We start from the raw sequence: 22,479 nt of genomic DNA, 5'->3' as shown, positions 1-22,479 counted from the left end.
ATGTCCGTCCTGCTCGAGAGCGACGTCGGACGGGCGACCCCCACCCGGCTGTTCGTCGCGGGTGCGGTGGCGTTGCTCCTCGGTGTCCTCGGAATAGGAGCTGTTGTGGCGAAGGCCGACGGCAGATTCACCCGCACGGTCGAGGTGGACGCGTTGCTCTCGGATATCGGTGACGGACTTCCCGCACGCTCGGACGTGAAGTTCCGAGGTGTACTGGTGGGTGAGGTCGGCGAGGTGGTCCGCCCGGACGAGACGTCCTCGCTCATCGTGAAGATGTCGTTGAAACCGGAGCATGCCCGGTCGATCCCGAGAAGTGTGACGGCGCGGGTCGTACCGAGCAACGTGTTCGCGGTGTCGTCCGTGCAACTCGTCGACAACGGACCGGCGCCCGCTCTGGCTGCCGGTGTGACGATTCCGCAGGACACGAGCCTCGCGACCGTCCAGCTGCAGACCGCGCTGACGAAACTTCGGGACATCACCGCGGCGACCGCCCGCGTCGACACCCGGCACACCCTCGGCATCCTCGCCACCGTGGCCGAGGCGACCGATCGCCGCGGTGCCGACATCGTCTCGGCCGGAGAGAAACTCGACAGGATGGTCCGTGAGCTCGGAGCCGTCCTCACCCCCGACGGAGGTCCGTCGACGCTGGTCGCGCTGTCCGATGCCGTGCGCGGACTGCAGGAATCCGCACCGGATCTGCTCGATGCCGTGAACCACGCGGTGGTACCCATGCGGACCCTGGCGGAGAAACGGGCCGAGTTCGGGACGTTCCTGGCGTCGAGCGCCACCACGCTGGACAGCGTGGCGGCCGGTTTCGAGAACCGCACCGAACAGGTCATCGGGGTGACGACCGCCCTCACCCCGGTGCTGGGTGTCATGGCGGACGGAGCCGACGAATTCCCGCGCATCACCACGCGGATGCGTCGTATCTCCGACAAGTGGTTCGAGAGCTTCTGGCCGCACGGTGCGCCTCGCGGGATGGGCAAGTTCATCTTCCAGTTCACGCCGCACCGGATGTACACGCGTGCCGACTGCCCCCGCTACGGTGAGCTGGCGGGCCCGAGCTGCGCGTCGGCACCCGAGACCGGGGCGCCGCCGGTCTCGTCCCTGAACACCGGAGCCCCGGACGCCGGAACGTCGAACACCGGAACGCGGGTGCTCAGCAGCGTCCCGTCCGGCGGCAATGTCGGCTCGATCGGTAGCGACGAGGAGAAGAAGCTGCTCGGGGCACTCCTCGGTGGTGATCCGTCGGCCGCCGCCGAGGTGCTGCTCGGTCCGGTGGCACGCGGGGCGTTGATCTCGGTTCTTCCGGACGACGAGGGCGGCCCGAGATGAGCTACCGCAAGCCGCTGATCGGCCTCGTCCTGTTTCTGCTGATGTCCGTCGCGGTGACGTGGCCGGTGGTCGTCACGCTCCAACGCAACATCCACGGCGACACCGCCGCCTACAGCGCCGTCTTCAGCGACGTCTCGGGTCTGCGGGTGGGCGACGACGTCCGGATGGCCGGCGTGCGGGTGGGGCGCATCGACACGATCGAACTCGACGGGACGGTCGCGAGAGTGGCGTTCCGCATCGAGTCCGGGCAGACGATCCATGACGACACCGAAGCCGCGATCACCTACCAGAACATCATCGGCCAGCGATATCTGGGACTCTCGCGTGGTGAGGGAGGATCCGGTGAACCGGTTCCGCAGCACTGGGAGATCCCCCTCGAACGCACCGACCCGTCGTTCGACATCTCCGTTCTGCTCAACGGATTCGAGCCCCTGTTCAGCGTGCTCGACCCCGAACAGGTCGACCGCATCACGAGCGCGATCATCGCCGCGTTGCAGGGCGACGGTGGTGCCGTGACCGCCCTCGTCGCCGAAACCTCCCGCCTCGCAGAGTCGCTCGCCGAACCTGACCGGATCCTCGGTGACATCATCGTCAACCTCGATGCGGTCATCGGAGATCTCGCGACGCAGAGCGAGGACGTGGACGCCGTCCTGACCAGTGCGCGTGCGATCTTCTCCGAGCTGTCGGCGCGGCAGGAGGAGACGATCGGGTCGCTCGACTCCCTGTCGGCGACCGTCGACCGGATCGCGGCGATGAGCCGGGAGGTGCAACCCGACCTGCACGAGATGATCGTTCGGCAGCCGGGATTCACCCGGCACTTCCTCGACAACAAGGACAGCTTCGGATATTTCGGGGCGAACCTGCCGGGGCTGCTCAAGGGTCTCGCACGCGTCAGTCAGGAGGGCAGTTACCTGAACACCTACCTGTGCAATTTCAACGTCACCCTGATCCCCGAAGTCGGATCGATCATCCCCTCCGTGGTCTCCCAGGTCACGCCCGAAGGGCGGATCACGCACTCCCCGGTGTGCACGCCGTGAAGCGGAAGCCGACCCTCGAGGAACGGAATCCTCTGATCATCGGGACCGTGGCGGTCGTGGTGATCGCAGTCGCGCTGGTCGCCACCGTCGTCGTCTCGCGCATCGGATTCTCCTCCGTGCGGTACGAAGCCGAATTCGCGCAGGCGGCACGGATCAGCGCGGGCGACGCCGTGACGATCGCGGGTGTCCAGGTGGGAACCGTCGAAGGCGCACGACTCGCCGGGGACCATGTCGTGGTGGCGATGGACATCGACCGCGACGTCGAACTCGGATCCGGCACCGTGGCGTCGATCAAGCTCACCACCCTGCTCGGATCCCGCTATCTCGAACTGCAACCCGCAGGACCGGAACCGCTGGCCGAGAACCGGATCCCGATGGAGAACACCGTCGTACCCTACGACCTGCAGGAACTGCTCGCCGACGCGACGACCACCTTCGAACAGGTGGACGCCGAGCGGCTCGGGGAGACGATGACGCTTCTGGCGGACGAACTCGACGGTGTACCCGAACTTCTCCCGCAGGTTCTGCAGAACATCGAGAGCCTCTCCGGCACCCTGGCCGACCGCCGCCGGCAGATCGGTTCGATCCTGGAGGCAACCGCGTCGATCACGACCATCGTGCGCGCCCAGCAGGACAGTCTCGGTGTCCTCGTCCGCGACGGCCACAGCATGCTCGCCGAACTCGAGAACCGCCGCAATCTGGTTCAGCGCCTGCTCGACTCGACCACCCGGCTCGTCGATTCCCTGCATTCCGTCGTGGTGGAGGACCGGACCCATATCGATGCGATGATCGCGGATCTCGACGAGTTCCTGCAGACCCTCGCGAACAACGACGCGTTGCTCCGCAACATCCTCCAGATCTTGCCCGTGCCGATCCGGAACTTCACCAACGCATCGGGAACGGGCAACGAGGTCGACTTCACGGCGCCGGCCGGACCGATGATCGACTCGTGGATGTGCGCCCTCGTGGGGCACACCGACGAACCGAGCCTGCGCGATTATCTCGGGGAGTGCCGATGAAGCTCGAGCGGACGGTAAGGGGAGCCGTGCTGGTCGCGGTCGTCGCGGTCGTCGCGCTGGCGGCTGCGCTCGTTCTCGACAGGGTCCTGGCGGCCGATCGGCCCGTCACCGTGACCGCACGGTTCGACAACGCCGCCGGTCTGTACGAGGGCAACGAGGTCTCGGTGCTCGGTATACCGGTGGGGCGAGTGGTGACGATCGAACCGCGCGGCACCCATGTCGCCGTGACGATGGAGATCGACGCCGATGTCGACGTGCCGGCCGATGTCCGGGCGGTGGCCGTGTCGACCTCCGTGCTCACCGACCGGCACGTCGAACTGACACCCGCCTACCGGGACGGACCGACCCTCGCGGACGGAGCGGTGATCGACCTGGACCGGACCCGGACCCCGATCGAGTTCGACCGCCTGCTCTCGATGGCCGACACCCTGGCCCTCGAACTCGAGGGCGACGGCGCGGGCGACGGACCTGTGGCGCGACTGCTCGACGTCGGAGCGGGGATGACGGCAGGCAACGGTGTCGGCATCAGGGACGCTCTCGGTCGGCTGTCCGACGCACTGCGGATGAGTGCGGAGAAGGGCGCGGTGACGGGCAACGAGATCACCACCATCGTCGACAACCTCTCCGTCCTGACGGACATCGCTGCTGCCAACGACGCCGAGATCCGCGAGTTCGGTGAAGCCACGAGACGACTCAGCGCGGTTCTCGCCGAGGCCCGGGTCGGCACCGGCGACACCGGAACGAAGCTCAACGACATCCTCGGGCACGCCGAACAACTGCTCGAATCCCATCGCGACGAGGTGCACTCGACCGTGACGAACGCCGATTCCGTCACCCGCGCACTCGTCGACTACCGCAACGAGATCGCCGAATTCCTCGACCTGTCACCGCTTCTCCTGGGCAACGCCTACAACGCGATCGACCAGGAGCACGGTGCAGCCCGTGTCCACGCCCAACTCGAGAAGGTCTTCTTCGACGGACATCTCGTCTCCCAGGTGTGTGCGGCGCTGGAGATGCGCGATCTCGGGTGCACGTCCGGAAACCTGAAGGACTTCGGTCCCGGCTTCGGTATCGCCTCGATGCTCGAAGGGATTGCGGGGTTGCCACGATGACACGCGCGCACACCACCCGGACACGACGGGCACGGACCGCGGTCGCGATGATCGTGGCGTCGCTGCTCGGCACCACGGCCTGTTCCGTGGGCCTCGAGAGTCTTCCCCTCCCCGAACCGGGCGTGGGCGGCGAATCCTATCTGCTCCATGCGACGTTCGAGAACGCTCTCAACCTGCCGACGAAGGCCAAGGTGAAGCTCGCGGGTGCGGATGTCGGAGAGGTCGCGTCCATGCGGGTGGAGGAGTACTCCGCGATCGTGACCATGCGCATCGCCGACGATGTGTCCGTTCCGGTGGGAACCGCCGCCGAACTGAGATCGGCCACACCACTGGGCGACGTGTTCGTCTCGCTGCAGCCGCCGGCCGATACGATGGGTGGAGCGGTTCTTGCACCGGGGGACACGATCCCGCTGTCGTCGACGGCGGCGGCGGCGACCATCGAGGAAGTGCTTTCCACCGCATCCATTCTCGTCAACGGGGGAGCGCTGCGAAATTTCACGAAGATCATCGGTGGGCTGGGGGAAGCGGTGGGGGATCGCGGCGACCGGCTCGGGGTGCTCGTCGACGAATCGACCAGGCTGGCCGGTCTCATCACCGCACGTACCGCCGAGATCGAGGAGTCGTTGACTCGGACCGACCGGCTGATCGAGACACTCGCAGAACGACGTTCGACGATCGACGAGGTGATGCTGGCCGCGGGTCCGGCGCTCGACGTCGTGGCCGCCGACACCGCACAGCTCCTCGACCTCGTCGGGCAGGTCGACAGGATCGGGCGGCAGATGGAACGGTTCCCATCGGTACAGGGAACCGACACCCGCAGCACCCTCGCAGACCTGGACCGGATCGCCGAACAGCTGAACGCCGCGGCGACCCATCCGGAAGCCAGTCTGCCCTCGGTCAACCGGCTGCTCGCACCCATCATGCGGGTCACGAACAGCACGTCGGCGAACGTCGATGCCGACCTCGAGCAACTGGTGATCGGTGCCGTTCCCGCACCGGGCCATTCGGGGGATCCGGGAAGTCGACTGCCCGACGAGACCGACTGGCAGGCGTTCGTGGGAACACTGACGTACACGCTGATGCGACTGCAGAAGCGACTGGACGGAGAAGGCCCGTGAGCCGGCGCGGCTCCGTCGAGGTCGTCGCCGGCGGCATCGTCGCGGGGGTGCGGTACGGCTACGCGCGTCGGCTGGGACTGTCGGTGGTCGCTCTCGCCACCACTTTCGTCGTGGGGATCACCTACCTGGTGTTCGGGGTGTTCGACGCGGATCCGACGGCCGGGACCTACCGGGTCCGAGTGCATTTGGACGAGTCGGGTGGACTGCTGCCCGGCCGGGACGTCACGCTGCGCGGTGTCCCCGTCGGTACGGTCTCGTCCGTCGGCCTCACCGAGGACGGTGTGGTCGCGGTCGCCGAGATCGACTCGAGGGCATCGATACCGGCGGGCGGAGAGATCCGCGTCGCGGGATTGTCGCTCGCGGGAGAGCAATACCTCGACCTGCGTCCCGACCGCGACGACGGGCCCTATCTTCAGGACGGTGCCGAGATCTCGGCCGAGGACACCTCGACACCGGTGCCCCTGTCGACCCTCATGCACGACCTCGACGGGATGCTCGCCCAGATCGATCCCGACTCACTGCAGGTGATCGTGGAGGAACTCGGCGTCGGACCGGAGGGTCCCCGCAAACTCACCGACATCGTCGAGGGCGGCACCTTCCTCATCTCCACACTCGACGAGGTGTTGCCGCAGACGGTCTCGCTGTTGCGTTCCGGCAGGATCGTGCTCCGCACACTCGCGGACGGCGCACCGGGACTGCAGGCCATGTCGGGGGAGATGTCGACCTTGCTCGGCGGAATCGAGTCGATGGACGAGGGTTTCCGCAGTTTCGTCGACAGGACACCCGCGACGATGCACTCCGTCGACACTCTCCTCGCGGAGAACTCCCCGACGATGGTGCAACTGTTGGGCAACCTGACGACCGTGGCGCAGATGGCGCACGTGCGAGTACCCGCGCTGAACGAATTCTTCTTCCCGAGCGATCGTGACGGGTCGACGCTCGAAGCGCTCATGACCGCCTTCCGTGACGGCGGGGTATGGGCCCTCGTGAACATCTATCCCCGGAACTCGTGCGACTACGACCTGCCGCGACGGGCACCGACGATCGCGGATCATCCGGAGCCGTATCTGTACACCTACTGCACCGACCCCGACCCGTCGACGCTCGTCCGTGGTGCCCGCAATGCCCCGCGCCCTCCCGGCGAGGAGGGAGCCGCAAACATTCCGCCCGGCGCCGATCCGCTTCGTACGTCCGACCCGGCGCCGGTGGGGCCGTACAGCATCCCGCTCGACTACGGCGGCCCGAAGGTGCCGAACTGACCTGCGCCACAACGACTTCGTGCAGAACCGAGGAGAACCGATATGGGCACCGACAGCGCGACCCTCACGGACGGGACGGACACGCCCGACGCCACGGACCCGGAGACCGCCGGCACGGACTCGAGCATCGCCGACAAGGGTTCCGGAAGAACCGGATCCACGAGACTCCCACTCGTTCTTCTCGCACTCGTCGCGGCAGCGGCGCTCGTGGCTGCGGCGGTGCTCGGCGCGCAGCTGCGGAATGCCCGCGGGGTGGAGGACGCCGCACGGGCGGCGTCGGAGGCCGCACGGCAGTTCGCCGTGACGTTGACGTCCGTGGACTCGGCGGACCTCGACGCCGACTTCGCAGCGGTACTCGACGGAGCCACCGGCGAATTCGAGAAGATGTACGCGGAGTCGAGCGCACAGCTCGAACAGGTGCTGATCGACAACCAAGCGCGTGCGGAGGGCGTCGTCGTGGAGTCGGGCATCAAGTCCGCGACCACGACGAAGGTCGAGGTCCTGTTGTTCGTCGACCAGAGCGTCACGAACACTCTCGTCCCCGAACCGCGGCTCGACCGCAGCCGTGTCGTCATGACGATGGAACTCGTCGACGGCCGGTGGCTTGCGTCGCAGGTGGACCTGCCCTGAGCCGGCGTCGCGTCAGGCGGTCGGGGCGGGGGGAAGCTCTCTCGTGCTCGACCATGCCTCCCACAGCGGCCGGAGCGAGGTCTCCGAAAAACGCGCGGCGAGGTCCTTGAACTGCGCCGTCGTCACGTTGCCGTGCCGGTGCTCCGCGGTCCACGTCCGCAGGAGGTCGAAGAAGGACTCGTCGCCGAGGTGCACCCGTAGGGCATGCAGGGTGAGGGCTCCGCGCTTGTAGATGCGGTCGTCGAACATGTCCTTCGGGCCCGGATCCTCGAGCAGGATGTCCTGCGGCTTCCGGGCCAGACCCCGGTGGGCGTCGAGCGCGTGCGCGTGCGCCGACCTGCCTCCCGAGTTCTCCGACCACAACCACTCGGCGTAGCACGCGAATCCCTCGTGGAGCCAGATGTCGCACCAGCGGTTCAGCGTGAGGCTGTTGCCGAACCACTGATGCGCCAATTCGTGTGCGACGAGCCGTTCCTCGCGGCCGGTGCCGTCGCAGAAGTTCGCGCCGAAGACCGACAATCCCTGTGCCTCGATGGGGATCTCGAGGTCGTCGTCGGTCACCAGGGCGGTGTAGTGCGCGAACGGATACGGACCGAACAAGCGCGTGAAGATCTCGAGCATCTCGGTCTGGCGAGCGAAATCACGGTCGAACGACGCGCGCAAGCGAGGCGGATGGATCGCATACTGCGGAACCGGATCCGACGCGAGCTCGCGCACCTCGTAGTGGCCGGTCTGCACGGTCGCGAGATAGGTCGCCATCGGCTCGGGTTGCTCGTAGACCCAGGTGGTGCGGCTGGATTTCGTGGTCTTGTGCACGAGCGTGCCGTTCGCGACCGCGACGAACGGGGCGTCGGTGGTGACGGAGATGCGGTAGGTGGCCTTGGACCCGGGATGGTCGTCGCAGGGGAACCAGGTGGGCGCACCGTTCGGCTGGCTCGCGACGAGCGACCCCTCGTCGAGTTCCTCCCAGCCGACCTCACCCCACATGGTCCGCAACGGAGTGGGAGTGCCGGAGTACTGCACGCCGAAGGTCAGTACGGCACCGGCGGGGAGTTCCTCGGCCGGAGTGACGGTGAGCTTTCCGTCGCGGTGGACGAACTTGGCGGGCCGTCGCCCGTTGACGGTCACCTTCGCGACACGCATCGACTGCGCGAGATCGAGAGCGTACTTGGCGCGCACGTCCGTTGTCGTGGCGATGATCTTCGCTCGGCCGTCCAACCTGTTGGACACGACCTTGTAGGTCAGCTCCAGCTCGTATCGCGAGACGCGGTAACCGCGGTTCCCGCTTTCGGGCAGGTAGGGATCGAGAGGGCGATCGGCGGCGACGGGCGCGACGGGCTTGGCCGCCTTGATGGGTTTCACCGCGGAGACCAGTCGTTCGGTGTGGTCCACGGCGCGATGGGGTTGCCCTGCCAGCGGGTGGACTGCGGGACGACGTCGCCGCGCATCACCAGCGAGGCCGGTCCGACGGTGGCACCGTCGCCGATGCCCGATGCAGGCAACGCGACGCATTGAGGGCCGAGCGTGGCGCCGGCGCCGAGGGTCACGGTGTCCATGGACATGATCCGATCATGGAACAGGTGGGTCTGTACAACGCAGCCGCGTTCGACGGTCGCAGCGTCGCCCAGGGACACCAGGTCGGCCTCGGGCAACCAGTAGCTCTCGCACCACACCCCGCGACCGATCCGCGATCCCAGCGCCCGCAGCCACAGGTTCATCACGGCGGTGCCGGCCGCGGCCCGGGCGAACCACGGTGCCGCGACGGTTTCGACGAAGGTGTCGGAGACTTCGTTGCGCCACACGAACGAACTCCACAGTGGGTGCTCGACGCGTCCGATCCGTCCCACCACGAGCCATTTCGCGGCGACCGTCACCAGGCACGCCACGGCTCCGGCAATCATGAGCACGATGCCACCGAGCAGTGCCGCGACGGCGTACCCCCAGTGCACGGCGAGAGTGTTCAGGGCGAACAGCACACCGAGTCCGATGCCGTAGGTGACGACCATGGGCACGAGACGGAAGGTCTCCACGACGCCGCGCGCGACCTTCAGTTTCAACGGGGGCTCGAAGGTGCGGCTCGCGTCGCTGTCGCCGCTCGCGCGCCGCAGGCGAACCGGGGGACTGCCCAACCACGACGATCCGGACTTCGCCTTCTCCGGAGCTGCGGAGAGCACCGCGACGAGTCCGTGCTTCGGGACGCGTCGGCCCGGTGCCGCCATGCCCGAATTGCCGAGGAACGCCCGCTTCCCGACCTTTGCGTGCGAGATGTACAGCCACCCGCCGCCGAGCTCGTAGGAGGCGACCATCGTGTCGTCGGCGAGGAACGCACCGTCGGCGACCTTGGTGAACTTGGGAACCATCAGCACGGTCGACGCCTCGACGTCCTTGCCGATGTCGGCGCCGAGCAGACGGAGCCAGATCGGGGTGAGCATCGACGCGTAGAGCGGGAACAGGAAGGTGCGCGACGAATCCATGAGGCGCTCGGTGAACCACACCTGCCAGCCCACGCGGCTGCGCACCGGATGCCAGCCTTCCGTCATCCCGACGGCGAGCAGTCGCACCGACAGCAGGGTGAGCAGGGCGAAGACGAACATCGTCAGCAGAGCCGCGACGGGGAGCAGCACAAGGGAATGCACCACGGCGTCGGAGACGGTGGGGGTGTCGTGTACCCACCACACGAGCAGCGCGACGCCCGCGGCGATCGACACGATGGGCAGTCCGCCGAGCAGGATCGACGACAACGCGTAGACCGGCACCCATCTGTTGCCCCGCGGCGGTGTCCCGGCGGGCCAGGGCCGGTCGGCCTTGCCGGCCTTCCGTGCCGGGGAACCCGACCAGCGCTGCCCGGTCTTCACCCGGCCGAACACCGCCGACCCGGCTTCCACCTCGGCGTTCTTGCCGATACGCGCGCCGGGAGCCAGGAACGACCGGGCGCCCACCGTGGCACCGGCACCGATCCGGATGCTTCCGATGTGGACGACGTCGCCGTCCACCCAGTAACCACCGAGGTCCACTTCCGGCTCGACCGCACAACCGTCGCCGAGTTCGAGAAGACCGGTGACCGGCGGAAGGCTGTGAAGGTCGACATCCCGTCCGACCTTCGCGCCCAGTGCCCGCGCGTACTGCCGCATCCAGGGAGCGCTGGAGATGTTCGTCGCGCCCACGGCTTCGGACAACCGCAGGGCCGTCCACAGCCTGAGGTGGACACCGCCTCCGCGCGGATAGCTCCCCGCCTTCACGCCGCGCAGCAGCAGGCGCGAACCCGCGACGGAGATCGCCATACGTCCGATGGGAGAAAGGAACAGCAGGACACCGAGCGCGACCCACCACCACGACAACGTGACGGTCCACGGTACGTCGACGACGAGCGCGATGACGGTGTTCAGGATCGCCAGCCAGGTCACCCACTGCAGTCCGGTGAGGGTCGTGAGGACGACGGTCGCCGCGATCTGGCCGAACTGGGCGAGGCGGGGCACGGGGACGACCTCGCGCGGGGCCGCGGCTTCCGTCGGCGCGAGTTCGTCGAGATAGACCGCGAGCGATCCGAGCCGGGGATGGTCGTACAGCTCCGCGACCGTCATCTCCGGATACCGGCTCCGCAGCGCCGTGACGAGTTGCGCTGCCGCGAGGGAACCGCCACCGAGTTCGAAGAAGTCGTCGTCGATGCCCTCGATCCGGGCACCGAGGATGTCGGTCCACAGTTCGGCGACCCATTCGGCGGTCGGATCGAGACCGAGCGCCTCCACCGAGTCGGCGTCGGCGCCCGGCAGCGGCCACGGCAGGGCGTTGCGGTCGACCTTGCCCGACGTGCGGGTGGGGAGTTCGTCGACGAGCGCGAGTCGCGGGACGAGTGCGGCGGGGAGTTGCTCGGACAGCAGGTCGTGGGCGGACGCGATGTCGAAGTCCGGATCGGTGGAGGCGATGTACCCCACGAGGATCGAGTGTCCGGCGGCCGTCTTGCGCACCGCACACGCACCGCCGGCCACGCCGGGCAGGTTCTGCAGCGCGTTGTCGACCTCGCCGAGTTCGATGCGGCGGCCACCGATCTTGACCTGGTCGTCGGCGCGCCCCTGGAACAGCAGTCCGGAGCGGTCGAGGGTGACGAGATCGCCGCTGCGATAGGCGCGCTCCCAGCCGAGCGTGGGCATGGGAGCGTACTTCTCGGCATCCTTCGCCGGATCGAGATAACGCGCGAGACCGACGCCGCCGATGACGAGTTCGCCGGTCGCGCCCTCTTCGACGGGGTTGCCCTCGGCGTCCACCACGGCGAGATCCCAGCCGTCGAGGGGAAGGCCGATACGGACCGGCCCGGTGCCGTCCATCAGCGAAGCGCAGGCCACGACCGTGGCCTCGGTGGGACCGTAGGTGTTCCACACCTCCCGTCCCGGAACGGCGAGACGCTCCACGAGATCGGGTGGGCAGGCTTCGCCGCCGAAGATGAGCAGGCGCACCGCCTCGAGTGCTTCGGCCGGCCACATCGCCGCGAGCGTGGGCACGGTGGAGACGACGTTGATGTTGCGCGAGACGAGCCACGGTCCGAGATCCATGCCGGAGCGGACGAGCGCGCGGGGTGCCGGAACCAGGCAGGCGCCGTGCCGCCAAGCGAGCCACATCTCCTCGCACGACGCGTCGAAGGCCACCGACAACCCGGCCAGGACCCGGTCGCCGGGTCCGAGCGGCGCCGCCCGGCAGAACATCCGAGCCTCCGCGTCGACGAAGGCCGCCGCGTTGCGGTGGGTGACGGCGACACCCTTCGGTGTCCCGGTCGAACCCGAGGTGAAGATGATCCACGCGTCGTCGTCGAGGTGCGGCCCCCGCACGGCCGGGGTGCCCGACGGGGCGGCCGTGCCCGGCCCGATGCCCTCGTCGGTGACGATGGCGGTGACCCGTGCTTCCGAGAAGACGAGCTCGGCGCGCTCGTCGGGGTCGTCCGCGTCGACGGGCACGTATGCGGCGCCCGCGGCGAGAATCGAGAGAATCGTCACATACAGATCGGTGCGCCCGGACGTCATGCGCACACCGACCCTGTCGCCGGCGCCGACACCCGCATCGTTCAGTGCATAGGCACCGGCGATCACCGCCTCGACGAGTTCGGCGTATTCGAGGACCGTGGTGCCGTCGTCGACGGCGGGGGCGTCCGGATGTGCCTCGGCGGCGCTCCGCAGCAGGTCGACGAGGGTGCGTGCAGGTGGAGCGTGCGACGCGCGGAGGAATTCGTCCGGAATGGGGGACCGGCCGACGGGGGTCGAGGATATGGCTGGCAACTCCGCGGGTCCTTCTGCTCGATGGATCTTCCGGTTATCTCACGTCCGGGTGGACAACAGGTGAACGTTCGGTGCGCGGAACGTGTGTCGGCGTCGTGCGATACGGGTTGACACGGCTCGATCGTCCTGTCATTGTCTTCGCCAGGTCATGAGTACCAGCGTCAAGCCCCGGCTAGCTGGTCGGCAACCCTCCAACCGCGGTGGGGTGCTCCGGGTGACGACCGGGCCGTGAATCCACCACCGGACACGGCAAGCGCGGACTCTGCCGGCGACGAGAACTCTCCGTCGTAGGCGTCACCGGCGGGTCCCTGAGTACACGAGGGATTTGTCATGACTGCTGTAGCCGCCACCACCTGCATCGCTCCGTTCGCCACCGTTTCCGGCTGTGATTCGCAGGTTCCGCTCGTCCAGGGCGGTACCTGCACCTACGCGAACTTCGACTACGCGGCGAGCGCACCGGCACTGTCCGTCGTCACCGACCGCATCACGGAACTGTTGCCCTTCTATGCGAGCGTGCACCGCGGCGCCGGATACGCCTCGCGGATCAGCACCACCGCCTACGAGGACGCTCGTACCTCCGTGTCGCGCTTCGTCGGTGCGGACGACGACCAGGTCGTCGTCTTCACGCGCAACACCACCGATTCGCTGAATCTACTCGCGAGTGCCGTGTCCGGCGATGTCGTCGTGCTCGACATCGAGCATCACGCGAACCTGCTGCCGTGGAAGAACTCTCGCATCGTCGAGGCGGCCGACACGGTCGCGGAGACGGTGTGGCGCCTCGCGGTCGAACTCCAGCGTGCCCCCGCGGCTCTGCTCGCCGTCACGGGTGCTTCCAACGTCACCGGCGAGGTGCTGCCCATCGCCGAGCTCGCCGAACTCGCCCACGCCTCCGGTGCGCGGATCCTCGTCGACGGCGCGCAGCTCGTGCCCCATCGCCGCGTCGACCTCGAGTCGCTCGGCGTGGACTACCTCGCGTTCTCCGGCCACAAGCTGTACGCGCCGTTCGGTGCGGGAGTGCTCGTCGGCCGCCGCGACTGGCTCGACGCCGCCGACCCGTACCTCGCCGGAGGCGGTGCGGTCCGCGAGGTGCGCCTCGACCACACCGAATGGGCCTGCGCCCCTGCGCGTCACGAGGCCGGCACCCCCAACGTGCTCGGTGTCGCCGCCCTCGCCGCCGCATGCGATGCGCTTGCCGGTTTCGACTCCGACGCGGTGACCCGTCACGAGGAGTCCCTGTGCTCCCTGCTCATCGACGGTCTGGAGGCCATCGACGGAGTGGAAGTGCTTCGGCTGTGGAACGATTCGGCCGACAGCGTCGGAATCGTCACCTTCACGATCGAGGCCTACGAGCCCGGTCACGTGGCCTCCTATCTGTCCGCCGAGCACGGCATCGGCGTCCGCGACGGACGTTTCTGCGCCCACCCGCTGCTCGCGCGGGTCGGTCGCGCCGGCGGTGCCGTCCGGGCGTCGCTCGGACTCGGCAGCTCGTCCGACGACGTCGAGCGGCTCCTCGGAGCGCTCCGGTCGCTGGTCGTGAACGGGCCGTCGTGGGTGCACGCGAAGACCGACGGCGTGTGGAACCCCTCGCCGGAGACGCGTCCCGGCCTCGGAGCGACCGACGGCGACGCGTCGCCGTGCGTGTAGCGGTCGACAATTCCCCACAGGATAAGTAGGGTAATTCGCATGGAACGGACGAGGGCGATCGCTGCGGCACGCTGGTGCCGTCGCCATGTCGACCTCTGCCGTACGGCATCGGGAATCTGTCCGGACTGAAAGTCTTCTCCCTCACAGCCTTCCGGCCTCCAGGCCGATCTCCTCGTGCCGCTCCGCGGCCCGTACCGAGAGGTATCCGATGTCCGTCGCATCCATCTCTGCAGCCCCGGCCTCCGCGGATCCGGCCGTCGTCGAGGCCGCCGCTATCAGGCCATTGCGTGTCGCCGTCGAACTCACCGGTCACTCCGGACCTGACTACTGGGCCGACCTGACTCTGGGGCGCGCCGGTGATCCGCCGCTCGACCTCAGTGCCGATGCATCCAACGTCGTGCGGGTGCGTGCCGCAGACCTGCGCGAGGCCGGGAAACTGCGCGACCGCATTCGCGCGGAGGCCGTCGAGGAGGGTCGCGACCCCGACTCGGTCACCGTGCTCGTCGACGTCGAGGTCGTTCTCGCGTCCGATGCCCGCACCGCGCGCACCCGACGCGCTCGTCCGGAATCCACCCGCGGGGAGGCCGGCACGCTGTCGTACGTCGGAACACCCCACGGCCTCGCAGGATTGATCGCCGACATCCACGCCGTGCAGGTCGCCGACGGTGTCACGCTGATCCCGCTCGCCGCGTCGTTCACCGTCGAGCATCTCGTCGACGGAACGCTGCCGTGGTTGCAGTCGCGCGGCCTGATCGAGGTCTCGCCGACCGTCGTCGAGGTCCTGCGCCGGTTCGGCGAGGGTGCCCGGGCGTCGGTGCGTGCGTCCTGACACCGCTCGGAATCGCTTCGTATCACGAAGGAGGGGTAGGAGTTTCGACTCCTGCCCCTCCTTCGTGTTCACGCCGTGCGGCGATCGAGTGCTTCGACCACGTGCACGCGCGGATCGGGATCGAAACGGTAGCCCGACCCGCGAACGGTGGTGATGATGTTGCTGAAACGTCCCAGCTTGGAACGGATCCGGGAGACGTGGACGTCGATACTACGGTTGCCCCGGTCGGCGTCGAGATCGTCGTTCTCGGAGTATCCCGCCCCGAGCGGCCGCAGCGCCGCGCGGGACACGGCGACGCGGGGCCGGCGAACCAGATGGGCGAGAATCTCGAATTCGCTGTGGCTCAATTCGACCCGCTGATTGTCGAGCACCAGTCCGCGGGCCGGCAGATCGATCACCAGAGGGGTCGGGCCGGGGCTGAGGAGGGTGTGGGTGCGCGCGCCCGGGAGCAGATCGAGGGCGGTCTCCCGTAGGGCATCGGCGAGGGCGGCGAGATCGCCCGCCGATCCGGCGTTGGTGTCCGAGATTTGCACGATGAGAACGAGTTCGGGCGAATCGACCGAGCTGTCGGCCGGGCCCTCGAGGGAGGACGTGGTCATGGAAGGTCTCCGCTGGTCGGAAGGTGGGCGGCGCCGGGCGGACAACTACCCGCAACTGCGCGGCACCGGGAAAGAGGAAGGGATGGTGCGGATCTCAGAACGCACAGAGGCACGAGCGGGTACGGCACAGGTCGACATGCCTGCGGCTCCACGCTCGGACTGTCACGACGGAGAGTGTACCCGGGTGGAGGTGCCGACGGTACCGGTAGCCGGACGGTCTCAGTCCACGTCGACGTCGATCGCCGCGGTGATGCGCATCAGCTCGGAATAGACGGTACGGAACAGGGTGTTCGGACATCCACCCGAGGCCCACAGATCCGGGTAGTGCTGCAGCGCACGGTCGATGTAGGTGGGCAGGTTCGTCGGATGACCGAGCGGTGCGACGCCGCCGAGCGGTTGACCGGTGACCTCCGTGACCAGGTCGGGGGAGGCCGGCACGAGCTCGCCGCCCAGACGCTCGCCGGTCCGTTCGACCGACACGCGGTGCGCGCCGGACACGAGGAGCAGGATCGGGTCGTCGTCGAGCAGGAAGACGAGCGACTTCACGATGGCGCCCACCTCGACACCGACCGCGGCGGCGGCCTGCTCGGCGGTGTGCACGGTCTCCGGTTGCTGGACGATCAGACCGTGATGGCCGCGGGCGATGAGGGTGTCCGACACGCGGTGGGCGTTCGGATGCAGCGACCTGGTCATGGATCAAGAGTAGGAAAATCGCCGCGCGATGTGCGGGCTTCCGTGATCCCGGATCGGACGGTGCCGATGCGATCCGGTGATCCACAAGTTACTCTTCAGTAATGTCCGATCACTCGCCTTGGAAAGCGTTCACCGTCGAACGCAAGGATCACGTCGCACAGGTCACGCTCATCGGCCCCGGCAAGGGCAACGCCATGGGCCCCGACTTCTGGGCGGAACTGCCCGTCCTCTTCGGCGAACTCGACGCCGACCCCGACGTCCGCGCTGTCGTCCTTGCCGGTGCCGGCAGGAACTTCTCCTACGGGCTGGACCTCGTCGCCATGGGCGGCAGTCTCGGCGCCGTCGTCTCCGGCAAGGCACTCGCGAAGCCGCGCACGGACTTCCACGCGATGATCAAGAGCATGCAGGCGGCCGTCACGGCCGTCGCCGACTGCCGCAAGCCGATCGTCGCCGCGGTCCAGGGCTGGTGCATCGGCGGAGCGGTCGACCTGATCTCCGCCGCCGACATCCGCTACGCGAGCGCCGACGCCAAGTTCAGCGTCCGCGAGGTCAAGGTCGGAATGGTCGCCGACGTCGGCACCCTTGCCCGGCTCCCGCTCATCATCGGCGACGGTCACGTCCGCGAACTCGCACTCACCGGCAAGGACATCGACGCCGCCCGCGCCGAGAAGATCGGACTCGTCAACGACGTCTTCGACGATGCGGACGCAGTGCTCGCCGCGGCCCACGCGACCGCCGCGGAGATCGCCGCGAACCCGCCGCTCGTGGTCCAGGGCATCAAGAACGTCCTCGACCACACCCGCTCGCCGCAGGTCGACGACAGTCTTCGTTACGTCGCGGCGTGGAACGCGGCGTTCCTGCCCTCGGAGGACCTCACCGAGGCGATCACCGCCGTCTTCGAGAAGCGCCCGCCGCAGTTCAAGGGGGAGTAGGTCCCGCATACGACAGATCCCCCGGACGATGCGATCGTCCGGGGGATCTGCGTTGCAGGCTCGGTGTCAGTGCCCGCCGTTGTTCTTCAGGCGCTCGATCGACGCGGTCACCTCGGCCTCGGCCTCGGCGCGACCGACCCAGTCGGCGGCCTCGACGTGCTTGCCCGGCTCGAGGTCCTTGTAGTGGACGAAGAAGTGCTTGATCGCGTCGAGCTCGAACTGCGAGACGTCGCTGATGTCCTGGACGTGATCCCAGCGCGGGTCGCCGGCCGGGACGGCCAGGATCTTGTCGTCGCCACCGGCCTCGTCGACCATCTTGAACATGCCGATCGGGCGGGCGTCGACCAGCACGCCGGGGAACACCGACTCGGGCAGCAGCACCATGCAGTCGAGCGGATCGCCGTCCTCACCGAGGGTGTTCTCGATGTAGCCGTAATCGGCGGGGTAGCCGAACGAGGTGTACAGGTAACGATCGAGCTTGACGCGTCCGGTCTCGTGATCGACCTCGTACTTGTTCCGCTGTCCCTTGGGGATCTCGATGGTGACCTCGAACTCCACGCCTTGCCTCACTTCGTCGGTGTTTTCCGGCGGATACGACATCCGTATCTGCGGTGATGGTCCGCAGAGAGGATAACGGTCGCGGCGCTAGGCTGGAGGTGCAGGTACCGGGCCCCGAGTGCGTCACAGCAGTGTGCGGCCGGCAGCGGGAAGTGCGGGTAGCTGGTCGACAGTGTGTGCAGGATGCAGCGGAGGCGTGTTGACGGGGCAGGGCGGCAACAAGAAGCAGGGTTCACTGGCAACCAGGCGACGGCGGAACATGAAGATCCTCTTCGGGATCTGGGGAGCGGGTTTCCTCGCTCTGGTCGTCGGCGGCACCTTCGCGATCTACGACGTGCGGGCGTCCGCCGGCGCGGTCGTGCTCCCCGCACCGGCACCGGTCGTCGCGACCCCTGCAGTCGCCGCGGTCTCGCCCGACGCTCCGATCCCCGATCGGGGTCTGCTGGCGTCGGCTCTCGACCAAGCCGTGAACAATCCCGGACTCGGTGATTTCACCGGGTCGATCAGCGACGCCACGACCGGCACGGTGCTGTGGTCGAAGGATTCCGATCGCGCTCTGATCCCGGCCTCGACGACGAAGATCCTCACCGCCGCGGCCGCAATGCTCGTGCTGCCGTCCGATCATCGGATCACCACGCGCGTCGTCGAGGGTTCGAAGCCGGGGGAGATCGTCCTGATCGCCGGGGGCGACCCCACGCTGTCGGCATTGCCGCCCGGCGAGGAGAGCTTCTATCCGGGTGGTCCCCGCATCGCCGACCTCGTCGAACAGATCCGCCGCGGCGGCGCGACCGTCGAAACGGTCCTCGTCGACACGAGCCTGTACAGCGGGGCTCCGCTCGCACCGGGCTGGTTCCCCCAAGACGTCGGCGATGGCTACGTCGCGCCCATCGAACCGGTGATGCTCGACGGCGGCCGGTTGCGTCCGCTCGAGGACGAATCTCCTCGCAGTGCTACGCCCGCATTGGACGCCGGTCGTGCACTGGCGACGGCGCTCGGTGCCGACCCCGCGCGAGTCGTACCCGGATCCGCCTCGCCTGGTGCGGCGCCCATGGCATCGGTCCAGTCGGCGCCGCTCACCGTGCGACTCGGCCAGATGCTGCGCCGATCCGACAACGTCCTCGCAGAGACCATCGGACGGGAGGTCGCTGTCGCGACCGGCAACGAGCACTCGTTCGAGGGCACCACGAAGGCTGTGACCGGTACCCTGCAACAAGCGGGTCTGGACGTCGCCGGGGTGACGTTGCGCGACGTCAGCGGGCTCTCGGTCGAGAACCGGATCCCCGCTCGTACGCTCGATCGCGTGATCTCCGAGGCGGCCGGACCGAACAGGACGGAGCTGCGGCCCATGCTCGACTATCTTCCCGTCGCCGGAGCGACCGGCACACTCGCCGACCGCTACGGCACCACGACGCGTGCCGGAGCCGGATGGGTGCGGGCGAAGACCGGCACGCTGAGCGAGGTCAACGGACTCGCCGGATACGTCGTCGACTCCGATGGGCGTGTGCTGTCGTTCGCTCTGCTCTCCAACGGCAGGTCTCCGGGTGAGGCCCGGCCCGCCCTCGACGCCGTGGCGTCGGTGCTTCGCGAGTGCGGCTGCCGATGACCGGCAAGGAGCGGGCTCTCGGCGACGCGATCGACTGGTCGTTCGCGGCCGGGGTCGGCGTGCGGCTCACCCGCTCCGAACCTGCCATGTCGCAGTACACGCGCGACGCGGTGCAGGACGAACTGTTCTCGGCTGCCGCACGCGCCGAGGGGCCCGTGCGCGAGCACACGCGACTCGACGACGGGACCGCGCCGCCGCCGGCGCGGGTCGTCGACCGTCCGGGATGGGTGCGCGCGGCCGCAGCGTCCATGGCCGACCTCACCGCGGCGCCGGGCGTGGAGCCGGGCGGTACCCGGCGCTGGGTCGGCAAACCGGCGGGTGCGCAGGCAGGCGCCATGCTGGCCTACCTGTCGTCTGCGGTGCTGGGGCAATACGATCCGTTCTCCCGCTCGTTGCTGCTCGTCGCGCCCAACGTCGTCGCGGTCGAACGTGCCCTGAAGGTGCCACCCACCGATTTCCGGCTGTGGGTGTGCCTGCACGAGGTGACCCACCGCGTGCAGTTCGCGCAGGCACCGTGGATGGCGGAACTGATGCGCGATGCCGCCGCCGACCTCGCGACCGCCGTCGAGGAACCGATGGGTGACGTCGCGACCCGCGTGGTGTCGGCGGTGAAGGACCTGCGCGTTCCCGGCGAGAAGCCGATGTCGGAGCGGGGGATGCTCGGTGTGGTGCGTGCCCTGCAGGCACAGTCGCAACGCGAATCGTTCGATCGGATCCTCGCGCTGGGAACACTCCTCGAAGGGCACGCCGATCACGTGATGGACGGTGTCGGCCCGGCCGTGGTCCCGTCGGTCGCGCGGATCCGGCGGGCGTTCGACAACCGCCGGCACCGCAACAGCAGCCCCGTCCATCGCCTGATCCGGCTCGTCCTCGGCATGGACGCCAAGATGGCGCAGTACGTGCACGGCAAGAAGTTCGTCGACGCCGTCGTCGCGAAGGTCGGCATGGACGACTTCAACGCGGTGTGGTCCGGACCGGAAGCCCTGCCCACCCTGACGGAGATCGACCATCCCGACGCGTGGATCGCGCGGGTACTGAGCTGATCGTGGCATCACCGTCGGCCGATCGTCCGCTGCTGCCCGAGACCCCGGCGATCCACGAAGTGCGACTCGCCGTGCGGGCCTGGCTGGGCGCGCACCCGGCCGGCGAGGTGACCGTCGCGCTGTCGGGTGGAGCCGATTCCGCCGCCCTGACCGCCGCCGCCGTGGCGGAAGCGGGCGCGGTGCACGCCGTCGTCGTCGACCATCGTCTCCAGCCGGGCTCCGAGGCCGTCGCCGCGCGTGCCGCGGAGTTCGCCCGGGTCCGCGGCTGCGCCACCGTCGCGGTGGCCGCGGTGGACGTCACCGGCGGGGGAGGGCTCGAGGCCGCCGCGCGTGCCGCCCGCTACCGGGCACTCGACGAGCACCGCGACGACCGACCGGTGCTGCTCGGGCACACTCTCGACGATCAGGCCGAGACGGTGCTGCTCGGCCTCGGACGCGGGTCGGGACTGCGCTCGATCCGGGGCATGGCGTCCTACGAGCACCCGTGGGGCCGACCGCTGCTCGGCGTGCGCCGCGACACGACGCGGCGGGCGTGCGAGGAACTCGGCTACCACCCGTACGAGGATCCGCACAACGCCGACGACCGGTTCACGCGGGTGCGACTGCGCCGCGAGGTCCTGCCGCTGCTCGAGGACGTGCTCGGTGGGGGCGTCGCCGAAGCTCTCGCCCGCACGGCCGGGCAACTGCAGGACGACGGCCACGCCCTCGATGTCTGGGCGGCGGAACTGCTCGCGGCGGCGCGCCGCGACGACGATCTGCTCGACACGGCTGTGCTCGCCGCGGTTCCTGCCGCAGTACGGCGCCGCGCCGTCCGGTCGTGGCTGATCGATCACACCGTCACGCCGAACGAGACGATGCTGCGGGCGGTCGACGACCTGGTAGTGGCGTGGCGCGGGCAGGGGCCGGTCGCGGTCGGGCGGGGACCGGGGCCGGGGACGAGGTTGGTGGTGTCGCGTCGGCGTGGCACCCTTGCCGTGGAGTACGTCGACCGGGCGAAGATCCGGACGACCGGCAGCAGAAGGTAGGGAAGGACCCCGGTGTACGAGAACGACATAGCGTCGGTGCTGATCTCCGAGGAACAGATCAAAGAGCGGACCGCAGAACTGGCGCAGTCGATCGCCGAGCGTTACCCCGTGGGTGCGCCCGAAGGTGATCTGCTGCTCATCGGGGTGCTCAAGGGCGCCATCTTCTTCATGACCGACTTCGCGCGCGCTCTGCCGATCCCGACGCAGATGGAATTCATGGCCGTCAGCTCGTACGGGTCGTCGACGTCGTCCTCGGGTGTCGTGCGCATCCTCAAGGACCTCGACAAGGACATCGCCGGTCGCCACGTTCTCATCGTGGAGGACATCATCGACTCGGGCCTGACGCTGTCGTGGCTGCTCAAGAACCTGTCGACGCGCAACCCCGCGTCGCTCGAGGTCGTCACGCTGCTGCGTAAGCCGGAAGCCGTCAAGATCGACGTCGAGGTCAAGGACGTCGGTTTCGACATCCCGGACGAGTTCGTGGTCGGCTACGGCCTCGACTACGACGAGCGCTACCGCGACCTGCCCTACATCGGCACGTTGGATCCCAAGGTCTACAGCAGCTGACCTCCGGTCGAGCCGGGGGCGTGAGGTCTCCGGCCCGGGGAACTCCGGTTCCGTCCCGATCGTTGTCGATTACGACGTCTTCCCGGTATCGGCTCCGGCCGGTGCCGGGGCGACTGCTCGTTGCAACGCGGTAACCTTGCGTTGCCTGGTCAGTGACCGTCGCGGCGCATGCGGCCACACCGGGCGCGAAGCGCCGCGACTGCGAGACCCCG

The 22,479-nt window shown here is 68.4% G+C and carries 19 protein-coding genes and 1 riboswitch; of the genes, 14 read left to right on the top strand and 5 right to left on the bottom strand.

Features of this window, described 5'->3' with window-relative positions; genetic code table 11:
* The 7 genes from GON09_RS15610 to GON09_RS15580 are packed head-to-tail and all read left to right on the top strand — an operon-like array spanning position 1 to position 7,510.
* Positions 1-1,335 carry an MlaD family protein gene (locus tag GON09_RS15610; protein WP_213932584.1) on the top strand — a complete coding sequence of 445 codons (1,335 nt, stop codon included), beginning with the start codon at positions 1-3 and terminating at the stop codon, positions 1,333-1,335.
* A complete protein-coding gene (locus tag GON09_RS15605; protein WP_213932583.1) occupies positions 1,332-2,372 on the top strand; it encodes an MCE family protein in 1,041 nt (346 codons plus the stop codon). Before GON09_RS15610 ends, GON09_RS15605 begins: the two co-directional genes overlap by 4 nt.
* Complete coding sequence (locus GON09_RS15600; protein ID WP_307854389.1) at positions 2,369-3,391, top strand: MCE family protein; 1,023 nt, start codon at positions 2,369-2,371, stop codon at positions 3,389-3,391. The genes GON09_RS15605 and GON09_RS15600 overlap by 4 nt, the downstream gene beginning before the upstream one ends.
* Positions 3,388-4,503: an MCE family protein gene (locus GON09_RS15595; RefSeq protein ID WP_244865525.1), complete on the top strand. Its 1,116-nt coding sequence runs from the start codon at positions 3,388-3,390 to the stop codon at positions 4,501-4,503. The genes GON09_RS15600 and GON09_RS15595 overlap by 4 nt, the downstream gene beginning before the upstream one ends.
* Positions 4,500-5,621 (top strand): MlaD family protein, encoded by a 1,122-nt coding sequence (locus GON09_RS15590; protein WP_213932581.1) that lies wholly within the window; start codon positions 4,500-4,502, stop codon positions 5,619-5,621. Before GON09_RS15595 ends, GON09_RS15590 begins: the two co-directional genes overlap by 4 nt.
* The gene (locus GON09_RS15585) at positions 5,618-6,880 is read left to right on the top strand and encodes an MlaD family protein (protein WP_213932580.1); all 1,263 of its coding nucleotides are present in this window, start codon (positions 5,618-5,620) and stop codon (positions 6,878-6,880) included. Before GON09_RS15590 ends, GON09_RS15585 begins: the two co-directional genes overlap by 4 nt.
* 42 nt (positions 6,881-6,922) lie before the next feature.
* Complete coding sequence (locus tag GON09_RS15580; protein ID WP_213932579.1) at positions 6,923-7,510, top strand: hypothetical protein; 588 nt, start codon at positions 6,923-6,925, stop codon at positions 7,508-7,510.
* Between the two features lie 12 nt (positions 7,511-7,522).
* Here GON09_RS15580 and GON09_RS15575 read toward each other — a convergent pair whose 3' ends face one another.
* Entirely contained in the window at positions 7,523-8,902 is a 1,380-nt protein-coding gene (locus GON09_RS15575) for a M1 family metallopeptidase (protein WP_374195329.1), read from the bottom strand.
* Complete coding sequence (locus GON09_RS15570; RefSeq protein ID WP_213932578.1) at positions 8,869-12,774, bottom strand: Pls/PosA family non-ribosomal peptide synthetase; 3,906 nt, start codon at positions 12,772-12,774, stop codon at positions 8,869-8,871. Before GON09_RS15570 ends, GON09_RS15575 begins: the two co-directional genes overlap by 34 nt.
* 144 nt (positions 12,775-12,918) lie before the next feature.
* A riboswitch (SAM riboswitch) is annotated at positions 12,919-13,036 on the top strand.
* A 68-nt stretch (positions 13,037-13,104) separates the two neighbouring features.
* On the opposite strand from GON09_RS15570, the gene GON09_RS15565 reads away from it, so the two are divergent.
* Together GON09_RS15565 and GON09_RS15560 are read left to right on the top strand one after the other, a co-directional pair.
* A complete protein-coding gene (locus GON09_RS15565) occupies positions 13,105-14,418 on the top strand; it encodes an aminotransferase class V-fold PLP-dependent enzyme (protein WP_213932577.1) in 1,314 nt (437 codons plus the stop codon).
* A gap of 208 nt (positions 14,419-14,626) precedes the next feature.
* The gene (locus GON09_RS15560; protein ID WP_213932576.1) at positions 14,627-15,247 is read left to right on the top strand and encodes a hypothetical protein; all 621 of its coding nucleotides are present in this window, start codon (positions 14,627-14,629) and stop codon (positions 15,245-15,247) included.
* A 68-nt stretch (positions 15,248-15,315) separates the two neighbouring features.
* Here GON09_RS15560 and GON09_RS15555 read toward each other — a convergent pair whose 3' ends face one another.
* Positions 15,316-15,846 (bottom strand): winged helix-turn-helix domain-containing protein, encoded by a 531-nt coding sequence (locus GON09_RS15555; RefSeq protein WP_213932575.1) that lies wholly within the window; start codon positions 15,844-15,846, stop codon positions 15,316-15,318.
* Positions 15,847-16,065: 219 nt separating this feature from the next.
* Positions 16,066-16,539: a YbaK/EbsC family protein gene (locus tag GON09_RS15550; protein WP_088899068.1), complete on the bottom strand. Its 474-nt coding sequence runs from the start codon at positions 16,537-16,539 to the stop codon at positions 16,066-16,068.
* Positions 16,540-16,640: 101 nt separating this feature from the next.
* On the opposite strand from GON09_RS15550, the gene GON09_RS15545 reads away from it, so the two are divergent.
* Positions 16,641-17,471: a crotonase/enoyl-CoA hydratase family protein gene (locus GON09_RS15545; RefSeq protein ID WP_213932574.1), complete on the top strand. Its 831-nt coding sequence runs from the start codon at positions 16,641-16,643 to the stop codon at positions 17,469-17,471.
* 66 nt (positions 17,472-17,537) lie between these two features.
* Here GON09_RS15545 and GON09_RS15540 read toward each other — a convergent pair whose 3' ends face one another.
* The gene (locus tag GON09_RS15540) at positions 17,538-18,029 is read right to left on the bottom strand and encodes an inorganic diphosphatase (protein WP_213932573.1); all 492 of its coding nucleotides are present in this window, start codon (positions 18,027-18,029) and stop codon (positions 17,538-17,540) included.
* Between the two features lie 259 nt (positions 18,030-18,288).
* Here GON09_RS15540 and dacB point away from each other — a divergent pair, with 259 nt between their 5' ends.
* From dacB to hpt, 4 genes are read left to right on the top strand one after another with little or no spacing between them, the layout of a single operon-like run.
* Positions 18,289-19,632 carry a D-alanyl-D-alanine carboxypeptidase/D-alanyl-D-alanine endopeptidase gene (gene dacB / locus GON09_RS15535; RefSeq protein ID WP_213934466.1) on the top strand — a complete coding sequence of 448 codons (1,344 nt, stop codon included), beginning with the start codon at positions 18,289-18,291 and terminating at the stop codon, positions 19,630-19,632.
* Positions 19,629-20,675, top strand: coding sequence for a zinc-dependent metalloprotease (locus GON09_RS15530; protein ID WP_213932572.1), 1,047 nt, complete (start codon positions 19,629-19,631; stop codon positions 20,673-20,675). The genes dacB and GON09_RS15530 overlap by 4 nt, the downstream gene beginning before the upstream one ends.
* On the top strand, positions 20,651-21,700 hold the full coding sequence (tilS, locus tag GON09_RS15525) for a tRNA lysidine(34) synthetase TilS (RefSeq protein WP_213932571.1): 1,050 nt from the start codon (positions 20,651-20,653) through the stop codon (positions 21,698-21,700). The genes GON09_RS15530 and tilS overlap by 25 nt, the downstream gene beginning before the upstream one ends.
* Positions 21,701-21,712: 12 nt before the next feature.
* Positions 21,713-22,267 (top strand): hypoxanthine phosphoribosyltransferase, encoded by a 555-nt coding sequence (gene hpt, locus GON09_RS15520; protein WP_016692982.1) that lies wholly within the window; start codon positions 21,713-21,715, stop codon positions 22,265-22,267.
* The last annotated feature ends 212 nt before the right edge of the window (positions 22,268-22,479 follow it).

The organism is Rhodococcus sp. B50, from assembly GCF_013602415.1.
Lineage (GTDB): Bacteria > Actinomycetota > Actinomycetes > Mycobacteriales > Mycobacteriaceae > Rhodococcus.
The sequence above is the reverse complement of the archived record's forward strand: the minus strand, read 5'-3'. Positions and strand labels throughout refer to the sequence as shown.